12 protein-coding genes are annotated in these 13,778 nt (G+C 70.9%); 10 read left to right on the top strand and 2 right to left on the bottom strand.

Annotated features, from left to right (window positions below; translation table 11 throughout):
* Nucleotides 1-159: 159 nt before the first annotated feature.
* The 7 genes from OIC96_RS32950 (at nt 160) to OIC96_RS32920 (ending at nt 7,385) form a co-directional block, all read left to right on the top strand.
* Nucleotides 160-918 carry a GntR family transcriptional regulator gene (locus OIC96_RS32950; RefSeq protein ID WP_330304363.1) on the top strand — a complete coding sequence of 253 codons (759 nt, stop codon included), beginning with the start codon at nt 160-162 and terminating at the stop codon, nt 916-918.
* 81 nt (nt 919-999) lie between these two features.
* A complete protein-coding gene (locus OIC96_RS32945) occupies nt 1,000-2,259 on the top strand; it encodes an MFS transporter (protein WP_330304364.1) in 1,260 nt (419 codons plus the stop codon).
* An 80-nt stretch (nt 2,260-2,339) separates the two neighbouring features.
* The gene (locus OIC96_RS32940) at nt 2,340-3,299 is read left to right on the top strand and encodes a GNAT family N-acetyltransferase (protein ID WP_330304365.1); all 960 of its coding nucleotides are present in this window, start codon (nt 2,340-2,342) and stop codon (nt 3,297-3,299) included.
* 131 nt (nt 3,300-3,430) lie between these two features.
* Nucleotides 3,431-4,039, top strand: coding sequence for a transcriptional regulator (locus tag OIC96_RS32935; RefSeq protein WP_330304366.1), 609 nt, complete (start codon nt 3,431-3,433; stop codon nt 4,037-4,039).
* The gene (locus OIC96_RS32930) at nt 4,036-4,668 is read left to right on the top strand and encodes a toxin-antitoxin system, toxin component (RefSeq protein WP_330304367.1); all 633 of its coding nucleotides are present in this window, start codon (nt 4,036-4,038) and stop codon (nt 4,666-4,668) included. Before OIC96_RS32935 ends, OIC96_RS32930 begins: the two co-directional genes overlap by 4 nt.
* A gap of 6 nt (nt 4,669-4,674) precedes the next feature.
* A complete protein-coding gene (locus tag OIC96_RS32925; RefSeq protein WP_330304368.1) occupies nt 4,675-5,892 on the top strand; it encodes an MAB_1171c family putative transporter in 1,218 nt (405 codons plus the stop codon).
* A complete protein-coding gene (locus OIC96_RS32920; RefSeq protein ID WP_406501593.1) occupies nt 5,889-7,385 on the top strand; it encodes an NAD(P)/FAD-dependent oxidoreductase in 1,497 nt (498 codons plus the stop codon). The genes OIC96_RS32925 and OIC96_RS32920 overlap by 4 nt, the downstream gene beginning before the upstream one ends.
* Here the strand turns inward: OIC96_RS32920 and OIC96_RS32915 are convergent.
* Entirely contained in the window at nt 7,378-8,469 is a 1,092-nt protein-coding gene (locus tag OIC96_RS32915) for a MerR family transcriptional regulator (RefSeq protein WP_330304369.1), read from the bottom strand. The two genes, OIC96_RS32920 and OIC96_RS32915, sit on opposite strands and share 8 nt — an antisense overlap.
* A 95-nt stretch (nt 8,470-8,564) precedes the next feature.
* The gene (gene pdxR, locus OIC96_RS32910; protein ID WP_330304370.1) at nt 8,565-9,998 is read right to left on the bottom strand and encodes a MocR-like pyridoxine biosynthesis transcription factor PdxR; all 1,434 of its coding nucleotides are present in this window, start codon (nt 9,996-9,998) and stop codon (nt 8,565-8,567) included.
* 129 nt (nt 9,999-10,127) lie between these two features.
* Here pdxR and OIC96_RS32905 point away from each other — a divergent pair, with 129 nt between their 5' ends.
* The 3 genes from OIC96_RS32905 to OIC96_RS32895 are packed head-to-tail and all read left to right on the top strand — an operon-like array spanning nt 10,128 to nt 13,752.
* A complete protein-coding gene (locus OIC96_RS32905) occupies nt 10,128-10,880 on the top strand; it encodes a metallophosphoesterase (protein ID WP_330304371.1) in 753 nt (250 codons plus the stop codon).
* Nucleotides 10,881-10,931: 51 nt separating this feature from the next.
* A complete protein-coding gene (locus OIC96_RS32900) occupies nt 10,932-12,419 on the top strand; it encodes an acyl-CoA synthetase (RefSeq protein WP_330304372.1) in 1,488 nt (495 codons plus the stop codon).
* Nucleotides 12,412-13,752, top strand: coding sequence for a carboxyl transferase domain-containing protein (locus OIC96_RS32895; protein ID WP_330304373.1), 1,341 nt, complete (start codon nt 12,412-12,414; stop codon nt 13,750-13,752). The genes OIC96_RS32900 and OIC96_RS32895 overlap by 8 nt, the downstream gene beginning before the upstream one ends.
* The last annotated feature ends 26 nt before the right edge of the window (nt 13,753-13,778 follow it).

Genomic DNA, 13,778 nt, shown 5'->3' with positions numbered 1-13,778 from the left:
ACCAGGGCAGCGCGGTTCTGATTCGCATCACACGAACCCCTATTGCCGCTTGAGCACCGAGCGTATTTCTACTCCAGCAGCTTTCACCCGGTGCCGTAGCTTGCCAACGCCGCCTGGAATCACCAGGTGCCGCGCAACAGAGCAACCGGAGGGTCACCCATGCCCCGAGAGGCGCCGTACCTCGCAGTGGCCGACGCGTTGCGCGCGCGGATTCTCGCGGGAGAGTGGGAGATCGGGGAGCGCCTGCCGTCCCGGGCGCAGCTCGCCGAGGAGTACGGGGTCGGGCGCAACGTCACGCAGAGGGCCATGGAACGCTTGATCGTCAAGGGTTTCCTCGAAGGACGCGCGGGCTCGGGCACCTACGTCCGCATGCCGCGTGAGCGCCTGCGGATGGTTCGCTCGCGTCATCGCGAACGCCAAGGAGGCTCCCCTTCCCTCGCCGGCATGAAGGAGAGGGGCAGGGCCGGCGCCTGGGATTCACACAGCCAGGCGCGCGTCCCCGCTCCTGAGGCAATCGCCGAGCGGCTCGCCATCAGCCCCGGAGACCTCTGCGTCAACACGCGCTACGAGTTCCTTGCCGACGGGCAACCCGTCCAGCTCTCCGATTCCTGGGAGCCGATGGCCATCACGGACGGAACGCCGATCGTGCTGCCCGAGATGGGCCCCCTCGCGGGAAAGGGGGTGGTCGAGCGTATGCGCTCCATCGGCGTGGTCGTCGAGACCGTGGTCGAGCTGCCGCGCCCGGCTCGTGCCACCCAGGCGCAGGCGAATCTACTGGGAATCAGTGTCGGGGATTTGGTGCTCCAGATCGAGCGGACCATCTACGACACCGACAGACGTCCGGTGGAAACCGCCGACATCGTCATTCCGGACGTACGCAGGGAAGTGGCCTACGAGTTCGTGGTCGACCGGCCGTAGCCCGTTGAAGCCTGTTGAAGCCTGTTGAAGCCAACTGAAGCCAGTTGAGCGACATTTCAAAGCCGACAGTAGGTAACTCGCATGTCAACACCCTCCCGGCCCGGACTCCTCCGCGATCCGGACTTCGGGCGCCTGTTTGCCGCCACCGCGCTCGGCCAGCTGGGCGATCGCATCATATTTCTGGCGTTGCCGCTGGTTGCCATCATGGCGTTGAATGCCGACGAGTTGCAGGTGGGATTACTGACCGCGATGACCACGGCAGGCTCACTCCTGGTCGGACTGCCGGCAGGCGCGTGGGTGGACCGCATGCGGAAGCGATCAGTGATGGTCAGCACCGATCTCGCGAGGGCGGCCGTCCTCTTGACCATACCGGTGGCGTGGTGGTCGGACCTTCTGACCATCGGGTGGCTCTACGCGGTCGCTTTGGTTCATGGAGTGCTGACCGTCTTCTTCGACGTCGCGTACGTCAGCTATCTGCCGCATCTGGTGGGACGCGGCAATCTCGTCGAAGGAAACTCAAAACTCTCGGCGATACGCTCGGTGACCAGTATCAGTGGACCAGGGCTGGCAGGGCCGCTGGTCGGCTGGCTCGGAGCCCCTGCAACGCTTTTGGTGAGTTCGGCCGGGATGGCGATGTCGGGGCTGCTCGCGACCCGTATCCGTAAACGCGAACTAAAGCGGGAGCCGAGTGAGCACCCTCAACTGCTTCGAGACATCAAAGAGGGATTGAAGTTTGTGCTCAAGCATCCCATCCTGCGGGCAATCATCCTGGGGGATGCGATATTCAATCTCTTCCTAGTCATGTATCAGACCATGTTGCTGGTCTTCTTGGAGAGGGAGATGAACCTCAAGTCCTTCGGCATCGGCCTCATTCTGTCGGGAATGGGCTGTGGTGCCCTGCTGGGCGCGCTGTCGGCAACCAAGGTCTCGAAGCGGGTCGGGCAGGGTCCGGTCATCTGGCTCGCACCACTTGTCACCTGTCCTCTGACAGTCCTGATGCCGTTGGCGCATCCGGGTTGGAGCGTGTACGCGGCTGCGCTCGGACTGGCGTCCCTTTCCCTGGGCGGCGTCATCCGCTTTGTGGCTCAGTCAAGCGTCCAGCAGACCCTCACGCCCGATCGGCTCCTGGGCCGGATGAGCGCGACCGCCCGGTTCGTGTCCTGGGGCGGCATTCCGCTCGGCGGGCTTTTGGGGGGAGTCTCGGGCTCCGTGTTCGGAGCGAAGGCCACCTTGTGTATCGGTGCCGCCGGTATGACGTCGAGCGTCCTCCCGTACCTCCTGTCACCGCTTCGAAGCATGCGCGAATTGCCCAGGAAAGAAGATCCCGAGCTCGTGCGCTGAGCGCGAACCGCTCGCCGCTCCACTTCTCGCGCGGAGAAAGTGCGTTGCGGGCAGCGCCTCCTCCCCCGGACAGTGGGCTCATGACATCCCCCGCCGCCGCCCCGCCTCCCGGCCTCACCCTGCGCCCGGCCACGCTCGACGACGCGGCGGCGATATGCGCGCTGCTCAACGAGGTCGATCTGCTGGAGATCGGTCGTGCCGACACCGAACTCGCCGAGGTTCAGGCGAGTTTGAAGCATCCCGAGGTGGAGCTGGAGCGGGACTCCTGGCTGCTCTTCGACGGTGACCGGCTCATCGGATACGGCTTGGCGTGGGACGACTCCGGCGGTGAGCGGATCGACATCGACCACTACACGCTGCCCGACCAGCAGCAGGGCGCCCTCTATGTGTTCGACCTGATGGAGGCCCGGGCCGCGGAGCGGGCGGCGGCCAACGGGGCGGCGCGAGCGGTGGTGCACCTGCACCTCAACATCGCCCCCACCATCGATCTGGACGCGCTGCGCGCACGCGGCTGGCGCGCGGTCCGCCGCCACAACGTGATGGCCCGTCCTCTAGACGGCACCACCGACCGGTTGCCGACGCCACCGCCCGGCGTGACGCTGCGCCCCTGCATGGACGAGCCGGACCGCCGGCGCGCCCACGCACTGCTCCAGGAGTGCTTCACCGAGCACTTCGACTTCCAGCCGCGTACGTACGAACAGTGGCTGGACGACATCGACGCCGAACGCGTCGACTGGTCACTGATCTGGGTCGCGCACGTCGACGGCCTGGGCGACGCGGCCGTACTGCGCAGCCACAACGACCGTGCCTCGATGGCCTGGATCGGTAACCTCGGCGTCCTGCGCCAAGCTCGTGGCAAGGGCCTCGGCAGCCACCTCCTGCGCCACGCCTTCGGCCACTACGCGGCGCTCGGCCGCGACCGGATCGGCCTCGGCGTCGACACCGACAACAGCAGCGGCGCGCTCGCCCTGTACGAACGGCACGGCATGAGCCTCGACTACGGGGTGGACACCTGGGAGTTGATCCGGCCCGTGGGATGACCATCGACTGCCCGGCAACGATCGTTCTGGAAGCGGGAACGATCGTTCGGAAAAGCGTGACGCGCGCCGACTCGGCCACGTAGTGTCGGCCAACGTGACAATTTGACGAGTCAACTGCCGGGAGCCCCTTGGTGAACGAGTCCCCGCCGCCTCTTCCCGAGACCCTCGCACGCCTCGACGCGCAGATCGCCGAGAAGAGCCTGGACCGGGGCGAGGTCCTCGACACGCGTGCCCTGTCCGGCCGTACGGCGTTGCCCGAGGGGGACGTCCGGGCCCTGCTCGACGGCGAGGCTCCGCGCGACGACAAGGTGGACGACCGGATCCGGGGGCGCGTACGCGCGCTGTACGAGGCGTATCTCGCGGAGAGCGGGCGCAGGCCCGCCGATGTGTGCCGGGAGGTCGCCGCCCGTCTCGGGATCAGCGACAAGTGGGCCCGTTCCCTGCTCAACGGCGACAAGATGCCGAACGTGCCCGACCTCACCCGGCTCGCGGAGTTCTTCCACATCGACCAGGGCACGAAGTTCTTCACCGATCCGGCCGCCGTCGCCCTGAACGGGGCGCTTCAGCGCACCCTTCGGGAACTCGAAGGCACCGCGGAGGACGGCCCGCTGCTCAAGTTCACGACCAGGCACGGAGTCATCACGCTCGCCCTGCGCGGCAGGCGGCTGACGCCCCGCAAGCAGGAGGCGCTGGCGCTCATGCTCGAATCCCTGCTGAGCGGTGAGGAGGCGGAACGATGAGGCTCGCCGGCCGGGTACGGGCCCTTGCGGCGGCGCTGCGTCCGCACAGAGCCGACTCCGAGATGCGCGCCCTCGCGGTGGAACTCAGCCGCGTACTGCGGAAGAAGATCGACACCCCCGTCGACGTACGGGAGTTGGCGGGCGCCCTGTGCGAGGAGATGAGCGGGCGCCGTGACGGCCGTCCCGTTCAGCTCCGCTTCGAGCGCTTCCCCGACGAGATCGAGGTCACCGGCCTGTGGATGGAGTTCCAGGACTTCGACCTCGTCATCATCGAGGAGCGCGCGGAGACGGTGCAGCAACTCGTCATCCTCGGCCATGAGTTGTGGCACATGCGGGAAGGGCACCGCGACCATCACGTCGACGGTGCGGCAGCCGCCGCGCGGGCCCTCTCGGACAACCCCGACTGGCGCAGTCCCGGCTGGCGCAGCCCCGACTGGCAGGAGATCGCCCTCACCGTCGCCGCCCGCAACGGTTCCCACGAGGCCGACGAGGCCGAGGCCGAGGACTTCGGCCTGCACCTGGCGAGCGTCTTCCGCTCATGGGTGACCGGGCCGCGTACGCGAGGGCCCGTCGACCCGGTGGGCCGGGCCATCCAGGCGTCCCTGGGCTATCGCGGACCCGAGGACTGACCGGCGATGAATCCTTCCCGCTTCTTCGACGGTCTGTACATCTCCTTCTGGATACCGGCGGCGGTCCTGACGGCCGCCCTGGCGATCAAAGTGCCCAGCATCATCAAGCTCTGGAAGGACCCGCTGCTCAGAGCGGTCGGCGGCCTGCTCGTCCTCGCCTGCGGCGTCTTCGTCTTCGCGGCGCCGGCGACCATCGCCTGGACGAACCGCGTCACCGGCGTACCGAACTTCTCGGCACCCCTGGTCTACAGCCTGATCACCGCGTTCTGCGGTTCCTGTCTGCTGCTGATCACCGCCTGGCGCAACGGCATCTCCGACCGCTCGGACACGACGCGCCGCGCCACGCGGTGGGTGGTGAGCGTCTACTCGGGCGTGATCGTCGCGCTGTGGGTGCTGTTCGCGCTCGCCGACGCCCCCGTCGAACGGGTGCATGACCTCGACACGTACTACGCCACCACCGCCTTCATGCGCGAGGAGATCCTGCTCTACCTGCTCGCGCACACGGTGGCCTGCCTCATCACCTACCGGCTGATCTGGAACTGGATCCGCACCGACGGACTCGACGTATGGCTGCGCAGCGGCCTGAAGTGCCTCGGCGTCGGCTACGCGATGAACCTGATCTACGACGGCTCGAAGCTCACGGCCGTCGTCGCCCGGTGGACCGGCCACGACCTGGACTGGCTGAGCACCGCCCTGTCGCCGCCCGTCGCCGCCGTCTCCGCCATCCTGATCGCGGTCGGGTTCATCCTTCCGCACGCCGGGCAGTACCTGCACCGCCGTGCGCAGACCCGGCTCAGCCACTGGCGGCTGCGGCCCCTGTACCTGCTGACCCGCACCGTCACCGGCGGGCGGGTGCCCTTCAAGCTGCGGGCCACCCCCGAACTGCGCCTGACGCGCCGCGAGACGTTCATCCGGGACGCGCTGCTGCACCTCTCTCGGTACATCGACGAGGACCTGGACCAACGGGCGTACGACGCCGCGGTGGGCCTCGGTCGCGAGGCGGGCCGGGCGCGCCCGCTCGCCCATGCCGTGACGATCCAGGAGGCCATCGACACCAAACGACGAACCCGGGAGGACGACGCCACCGCCCCCTTGCGCAGCCCGGACATCGAGGACCTGCTGGAGGGGATCGAGGCCGTGTCCCGCGCCCTCCGCCACACCGACGACATCAGGGCGGTACGCGAGCGCGCGACCGCCGCAGCAGAGAGCGTGCCCGCCCCATGACTGCCAGCCCCCACAGCGATCACCCCACCGCTGATCGCCCCTCCGGCGCCCGGCCCCTGAGATCCGCCGTCGTCCTCGGCGGCAGCCTCGCCGGCCTGCTCGCGGCCCGCGCCCTGGTCGAGTTCGCGGACGTCGTCACCGTCGTCGAGCGCGATGTCCTGCCCGACGGGCCCGAGCGGCGCAAGAACCTGCCCCAGGCCCAGCACGTCCATACGCTGTGGTCGGGTGGTGCGAAGGCGATGGAGGAACTCGTCCCGGGTGTCACCGGGCTGCTGGCGGAAGCCGGGGCGCACCGGGTGCCGTTGACGAAGGACATGGTCGCGCTGTCGTCCCAGGGCTGGTTCCGCCGCTGGGACGAGTCCCACCACATGATCCTGTGCAGCCGTGACCTCCTCGACGCGACGGTCCGCGCGCAGATCCTCGGCGACGACCGGATCAAGCTCGTCGAGCGAGCCGAGGCGCTCGGCCTCGAAGGCACCGCCGGCTCCGTCACAGGGGTCCGCGTCCGCGGCCACGCCGACGCCGACACCGACGCCGACGCCGACACCGGTCGTGACACCGACACCGACACCGAGTACACGCTTCCCGCCGATCTGGTCGTCGACGCCACCGGGCGTGCCTCCCGCGCACCGGAGTGGCTCACCGCCCTCGGCGTGCCCGAACCGGAGGTCCGGCACGTCAACTCCGGCCTCGCGTACGCCAGTCGGGTCTTCCGCGCCCCCGAGAACGCGCGGCACGGCTTCCCCATCCTCAACGTGCAGGCGGCCCCGCGCGACGGCCGCCCCGGCCGGTCGGGCGTCATGGTGCCCATCGAGGACGGCCGCTGGATGGTCACCCTGTCGGGCACCCGGGGCGGTGAACCCACCTCCGACGAGGACGACTTCGAGCGGTTCGCCACCGAGGGGCTGCGCCACCCCGTCATCGGCGAGTTCATCGCGGGCGCCGAGCCACTGACCGGTGTGGCGTTCACCCGCACCACCGCGAACCGCCGCTACTACTACGAGCGTTCACGTCAGTGGCCCGACGGTTTCCTCGTCATCGGCGACGCGCTGGCCGCGTACAACCCGATCTACGGTCACGGCATGTCGGTCGCGGCCCAGAGCGCCGTCGCCCTGCGCAACGTGATCCGCCGCCAGGGCTGGGGTACTCCCCGGCTGGCCCGCGCCCTCCAGAAGGCGGTGGCCCGGCCGGTCAACGCGGCCTGGGACCTCGCCACGGGCCAGGACGTCTTCTTCCCGGGCGCGACCGAGACCGGCCCCACGCTCAGGGACAGGATCCTGGCCGCGTACGTCGACCGGCTCCTGTACACCGCCACCGGCAACGGCCGTATCGCGCGCCGCTTCACCGACGTGTCCTCCCTGGAGCGCGGCGCGCACGTACTCCTCGCCCCCAGCGTCCTCCTCGCCGCCGTGATCGGCCCGCTCAAGCCCCAGCTCACCGGGCCGCCACTCACGGACGACGAGTGGAAGGCGGCGGGCGACCGCTCTAGTTGAACCGGAAGCCGCTGGTGGTGGCATCGCTCTCCACCACGTCCGCCACCACACAACTCACGTTGTCCGGACCGCCGGAGTCGTTCGCCGCGCCGACCAGAGCCCGAACAGCCTCGTCGGGCACGGGAGTCGACCCGAGAATGCGTGCGATCTCCTCGTCCGGTACGACGATGGGGAGACCGTCCGAGCAGAGCAGGTAACGGTCGCCGGGCCGGACGTCGTGCAACCGCATGTCGGGTACGTCGGCGGCTGCGTCACGCGCCCCCAACGCCTTGAAGAGCAGGGAGCGTTGGGGATGCGCGGTGGCCTCCTCGGGCGTGAGCCGACCCTCGTCGATCATCGACTGGACGACGGTGTGGTCGTGCGTGATCCGGAACAGCTCCCCGTCGCGCAGCAGATACGCGCGCGAGTCCCCGATGTGGACGAGCGCGAGCTGGGAGCCGGTCCACACCATCGCGGTGAGGGTGGTGCCGGCCTCGGACGGGACGCCCTGGACGGCCTGGACGGCCCGGGTGGCGCCCTGGACGGCGTCCTCCAGCACATTGAGCACGCTCCCGGCGGGCAGCGGCTCGTCGTCCAGGAACTTGAGGGCCTCGACCGCCGCCGTACTGGCGGGCGCGCCGCCCGGCCCGAAGCCGTCGGCCACGGCGAGGACGCGGGTGCCCGCGTAGGCCGTGTCCTGATTGGCGCCGCGGACCAGACCGGTGTCGGAGAGAGCGGAGTAACGGAGCTCCAGCATGCTGGTGTCCTTCCCTTGGGACGGTGAGAGATGGTCCACGAGGAACGCCGCCAGATCCCGGCGCGCGGCCGTCTCGGCCTCGACCTGGGCCCAGTACGCACGGATCTCGCGCGCGGCCGGCCCCGGCTCCATGGCGTGCACCCGCCGGATACGGGCGAGCGGCATCCCGAGCCGCCGCAGCCACGCCACCAGCCGCGCCTGCTCCAGCTGCCCGACGGCGTAGTACCGGTATCCGGTATCCGGGTCGACCCGGGCGGGCCGCAGCAACTCCAGCTCGTCGTACAGCCGCAGCGCCTTCGGCGACAGCCGGCACGCCTTCGCGAAGGCCCCGATCGTCAGCATGTCCATGCGCCCACCCCGTGGTCCGTGTCTCATGGTCCGGTCGTTCCTCGTTCCGCCACCGATGCTGGGGCTTGCCCAATGGTGAAGGTCAAGGCGATGGTTCACCCGGAAAGCGAACCCTCCAGGAATCCCTCCAGGAATCCCTCCAGAACCGCGTACAGAGCGTCCACGGCCGCTGGGTAGGCCCGTTCCGAAGAAGCCGCGAACCCGATCAGCAGGCCCTCGGGCCGGTCGGCCGGATCGTGGTGGAGTTCGCTGAGCCCGCGCAGCACCAGCCCCCGGTCGGCGCAGGCGGTCAGCAGGCCGGCCTCGGCGGGTCCGTCCGGCGGCAGGGTGACCAGGGTGTGCAGGCCCGCCGGGACGCCGTGGGCCGTCAGGGCGGGGAAAGCGGACAGCCGGGAGATCAGGAGCTCGCGGCGTCTTCGGTAGCGCAGGCGGGCGGCGCGGATGTGGCGGTCGTAGGCGTGCGTGGCGATGAAGTCGGCCAGGACCAGCTGGCCCAGCGTCTCGGTGTACAGGTCGTCCTCCTCCTTGGCCCGGACGACCGGGGCCACCAGGTCCGGCGGCAGCACGGTCCAGGCCAGTCGGAGGGCCGGGCCGAGCGTCTTGGACGCCGTACCGCAGTACGCGACGTGGTCGGGGGCCAGGCTCTGGAGCGCGCCGACCGGGCGGCGGTCGTAGCGGAACTCGCCGTCGTAGTCGTCCTCGACGATCAGCCCGCCGGTGGCACGCGCCCAGGCGCAGACGGCCCGGCGGCGGGCGGGGTGCAACGGCACGCCGGTCGGGTAGTGGTGCGAGGGGGTGAGGAAGACCGCGTCGGTGCGTGCGGCGAGCGCCCCGGTGTCCGCGCCGTGGGCGTCGACGGGCAGCGGGTACGGGGTGAGGCCCGCGCGGCGGACGGTGCCCCGGTAGAAGTCGTGGCCGGGGTCCTCGACGGCGGCGGCCGCGCGGCCCTCGGCCGTCAGGACCCGGCAGAGCAGCTGGACCGTCTGGTAGTAGCCGGAGGTGATCACGATCCGGTCGGGGGTGGTGCGGACACCGCGGGTGCGGCCCAGGTAGTCGGCGAGCGCGGTGCGCAGTTCGATACGGCCCTGGGGGTCGCCGGGGCCGTACACCTCGGGTCGCGCCCGGTCCAGGACGCGGCGCGTGGCGGCGAGCCAGCCGCGGGCGGGGAACGCGCTGCCGTCGGGGCGGCCGGGGCGCAGGTCGTGGGGTGGGGGCGGTGGTGTGGAAGCGGCGGCCGGCGGAATGGGGGGCCGTGGCCCGTTCTCGATGTCGGCGACCCTGGTCGCGGCCCCGGGCCGGGTGGTCACGTATCCCTGCTCGGCGAGCTGGTCATAGGCGGCGCTGACGGTTCCGCGCGACAGGCCCAGTTCCTGCGCGAGCCCCCGCGTCGAGGGCAACGGCGTTCCCGCCGTGAGCCGTCCCGCACGGATCGCCTCGCGCAGCGCCGCCTCCAGGCGGGCACGGCGACCGCCCTCCGCCGCGAGGTCGAGGTGCAGGTCGAGCCGCGAACTGGACCAGTTTTCGGGCATGGGACTGGATCTTAATCGTGGTCCGGAAGGCCTCTACGGTCGGTCGTGGCAGAGCAGGGAACAGCTGACAGCTGACAGCCGGCAACCAGCAACCGGCAACCGGCAACCGGATCCTGAAAGGACCCCACGATGATCGTGATCGCCCACGTCAGCGACCTCCACATCGACAACAGCCCCCGCAGCATCGACCGCACCCGCGCCGTCATGGCGTATCTGGAAGACCTCCCCTACGACCTGGACGCACTCCTGGTCACGGGGGACATCGCCGACCACGGTCTGCCGTCCGAGTACGCGGAGACGCGCGGTCTTCTCGCCTCCCGGCACCCGGTGGTGGTCTGCCCCGGCAACCACGACGAACGCGCCGCGTTCCGCGAGCACTTGCTCGGCGACGCGGCCGCCACTCCGGGGCCGGTCAACCAGGTCCATCACACCCCCGGCCTCACCCTCGCCGTATGCGACTCGTCGGTGCCGGGCAAGGATCACGGGCACCTGGACGACGAGACGCTGACGTGGCTGGACGGCGTCCTGACGGAGACCACGAACCCGGTCCTGGTCGCCTTCCACCACCCGCCCGCCACCCTCAACACCCCCTACGTGGACGGCATCCGGCTGTTCGACGAGCAGCCCCTCGCCGCTCTGGCCGCCCGCCACCCCCACCTCACCGCCTTCCTCACCGGGCACGCCCACACCCCGGCGGCCACCACCTTCGCCGGCCGTCCTCTCCTCGTGGCCCCCGGTGTCGTCTCCACCCTCCGCCTCCCGTGGGAGCGGCGCGCCCACCCGGACGACCATGTCCACCTGGACCTGCCGCCGGCGCTGGCGTTCCACGTCCTGGACGCGGAAGGGCGACTGACCACCCACTTCAGGAGCGTCATCCTGTAGGAACGGTTCTGGCTGTCACACGCAGAACGTCCCTACAGGCAAGGAGTACACGTGCCCTCCCTCTTTCCGGCCCTGGTGGGCGGCTCGGTCGCCGAGCGGTCCGCGCTGCGCTTCGGTGATCGGTCCCTGACGTACGCGGAGCTCGCCGTCTCGGCGGGTGAACTGGCCGGACGGCTCGGCGGCGCCGGGAGGGTCGCCGTGTGGGCGACGCCGACCCTGGAGACGGCCGTCGGTGTCGTGGCCGCGCTGCTCGCCGGAGTGCCGGCCGTGCCGCTCAACCCGAAGTCGGGGGAGAGCGAGCTGGGGCACATCCTCACCGACAGTGCGCCGTCGGTGGTGCTCGCCGGGCCGGAGGACCAACTGCCGGACGCCGTACGGGAGCTGGAGCGGATCGACGTCCAGGTGTACGGCACCGGAGCGGCAGCGGCCGTACCGCCCGCGGAGGCGGACCCCGCCGACCCCGCGCTCATCGTCTACACCTCCGGCACCACCGGCCCGCCCAAGGGCGCCGTCATCCCGCGCCGTTCGATCGCCTCGACCCTGGACGCGCTGGCGGACGCCTGGCAGTGGACGGGTGACGACGTGCTCGTGCACGGGCTGCCGCTGTTCCATGTGCACGGGCTGATCCTGGGCATTCTGGGGCCGCTGCGGCGCGGCGGGTCCGTACGGCATCTGGGGCGGTTCAGCGCGGAGGGCGTGGCGCGTGAGCTGAACGCCGGTGCGACGATGCTGTTCGGGGTGCCGACGATGTACCACCGGCTCGCGGAGGCGCTCGCCGAGGACGGGGAGCTGGCGAAGGCGCTGGGCCGGGCGCGGCTCCTCGTGTCGGGTTCGGCCGCGCTGCCCGTGCACGACCACGAGCGGATCACGGCCGCCACCGGGCGCAGGGTCGTCGAGCGGTACGGCATGACCGAGACGCTGATGAACACCAGTGTCCGGGCGGACGGCGAGCCGCGCCCCGGCACCGTCGGGGTGCCGCTGCCCGGCGTGGACCTGCGGCTCGTCGAGGAGGACGGGACGACGATCGCCGCGTACGACACCGATGGCGTCCCCACCGGCGCGTACGACGGGGAGAGTGTCGGCGAGATCCAGGTCCGGGGGCCGAACCTCTTCACCGAGTATCTGAACCGGCCGGACGCCACCGCCGCCGCGTTCACCGAGGACGGCTGGTTCCGCACCGGCGACATGGCGGTCCTCGATCCCGACGGCTCGGTACGTATCGTCGGCCGCAAGGCCACCGACCTGATCAAGAGCGGCGGCTACAAGATCGGCGCCGGGGAGATCGAGAACGCCCTCCTCGAATACCCGGGGGTGCGCGAGGCCGCCGTCACCGGGGAGCCCGACGCCGATCTGGGCGAGTGCGTCGTCGCCTGGATCGTGCCCGCCGATCCCCAATCGCCGCCCTCCCCGGACGAGTTGGCCGACCATGTGGCCCGGCGCCTCGCCCCGCACAAACGGCCGCGTACCGTGCGCTTCCTGGAGTCCCTGCCCCGCAACGACATGGGCAAGATCCTGAAGCGGGCGCTGAAGAATGACTGACCGGCTCTCGGCGCGCGACGTCATCGCGCTCGTCTCGGCCGAGTTCACCGAGATCGCCTACCCGCGATCGGAGTTCAAGCCCGACGGGCCGCTCTCCTGGCAGGGTTACGACGAATCCCGTGTCCGCGCCGCCGCCCGCACCGGCGAGGAGGAGTCCGTGGTCTGCGGCACCGCGGCCATCGGCGACACCTCCGCCGTACTGATCGCCTTCGAGTTCGGCTTCCTCGGCGGTTCGCTCGGCGAGCGCACCGGCGACCGTCTGGAGGCGGCGTACACGCACGCCCGCGAGCACCGTCTTCCGGTCGTCTCGCTCGTCGCGACGGGCGGCAGCCGGATGCAGGAGGGCATGCTCGCGCTCACCCAACTCCAGCGTGTGGCCCGGCAGTCGGCGCTCACGCGCGAGGCGGGGCTGGCGCAGATCGCCGTGCTGCGGGATCCGACGACGGGCGGCGGCTGGGCCACGCTGGGCGCAGGCGCCGACGTGACCCTGGCGCTGCCCGGCGTCCAGGTGGGCTTCGCGGGTTCCCGGGTCCGCCCGGCCGACGCGGATCCGGCCGCGTACACGGCCGAGGCCCAGCTGGCGGCGGGGGCGGTGGACGCCGTCGTACGGCCGGAGGAACTGCGTCAGACGCTCGCGCTGTGGCTGGGCCTGCTCACCAAGCCCTCGGCCGAGGCCGCGCCTCCGCCGCCCGCCCTGGGCGCGCTCGACCTCCCCGCCACGGGCTGGGACGCCGTCCAGCGCGCCCGTTCCGCTCAACGGCCCCGTGCCGCCGCCTACTTGGACGCATACTTCACCCGGCGCGTCACGATCAGCGGCGACCGCTGCGGGGGCACCGACGACGGCATGCTGTGCGGTTTCGGCCTCGCGGAGGACGGGCGGCCCCTCGCATACGCCGCCCAGTGCGGGACCGCGACCCGTCCCGCCGGATACCGCACCGCCGCCCGGCTGATCCGCCTCGCGGGCCGGCTCGGCATCCCCGTGCTGACGTTGGTGGACACCCCGGGCGCCGCGAACGACGCGGAAGCGGAGCGGCAGGGTGCCGGTGCGGCGATCGCGGATCTGTTCGCCGCGGTGGCCACCGCCCGTACGCCGGTCACCACCTTGGTGATCGGCGAGGGCGGTTCGGGAGGCGCGCTCGCGCTGGCCGCGCCCGGCAACACCTGGGCCGCGCCGGACAGTTACTTCTCCGTCATCGCGCCGGAGCTCGCGGCCGCGATCCTCAAGCGGCCGACGGACCAGGTGCGCCCCACCGCCGATCAACTCCACGTGCGTCCACAGGACTTGCTGGGGCTGGGGCTGATCCGGGGCATCGCGGAGGACTCCAAGGGATGAGCCGGTCGGGCGGCGCCGTCTCCCCC

Origin of the sequence: Streptomyces sp. NBC_00775, assembly GCF_036347135.1 — a bacterium.
GTDB lineage: Bacteria > Actinomycetota > Actinomycetes > Streptomycetales > Streptomycetaceae > Streptomyces > Streptomyces lutosisoli.
Note: the sequence above shows the minus strand (reverse complement) of the source record. Positions and strands in the feature narration are given on the sequence as shown.

Coding starts and splice junctions, on each gene's coding strand:
- OIC96_RS32950 (WP_330304363.1), top strand. CDS start 160: ATGCCCCGAGAGGCGCCGTACCTCGCAGTGGCCGACGCGTTGCGCGCG.
- OIC96_RS32945 (WP_330304364.1), top strand. CDS start 1,000: ATGTCAACACCCTCCCGGCCCGGACTCCTCCGCGATCCGGACTTCGGG.
- OIC96_RS32940 (WP_330304365.1), top strand. CDS start 2,340: ATGACATCCCCCGCCGCCGCCCCGCCTCCCGGCCTCACCCTGCGCCCG.
- OIC96_RS32930 (WP_330304367.1), top strand. CDS start 4,036: ATGAGGCTCGCCGGCCGGGTACGGGCCCTTGCGGCGGCGCTGCGTCCG.
- OIC96_RS32925 (WP_330304368.1), top strand. CDS start 4,675: ATGAATCCTTCCCGCTTCTTCGACGGTCTGTACATCTCCTTCTGGATA.
- OIC96_RS32920 (WP_406501593.1), top strand. CDS start 5,889: ATGACTGCCAGCCCCCACAGCGATCACCCCACCGCTGATCGCCCCTCC.
- OIC96_RS32915 (WP_330304369.1), bottom strand. CDS start 8,469: ATGGACATGCTGACGATCGGGGCCTTCGCGAAGGCGTGCCGGCTGTCG.
- pdxR (WP_330304370.1), bottom strand. CDS start 9,998: ATGCCCGAAAACTGGTCCAGTTCGCGGCTCGACCTGCACCTCGACCTC.
- OIC96_RS32905 (WP_330304371.1), top strand. CDS start 10,128: ATGATCGTGATCGCCCACGTCAGCGACCTCCACATCGACAACAGCCCC.
- OIC96_RS32895 (WP_330304373.1), top strand. CDS start 12,412: ATGACTGACCGGCTCTCGGCGCGCGACGTCATCGCGCTCGTCTCGGCC.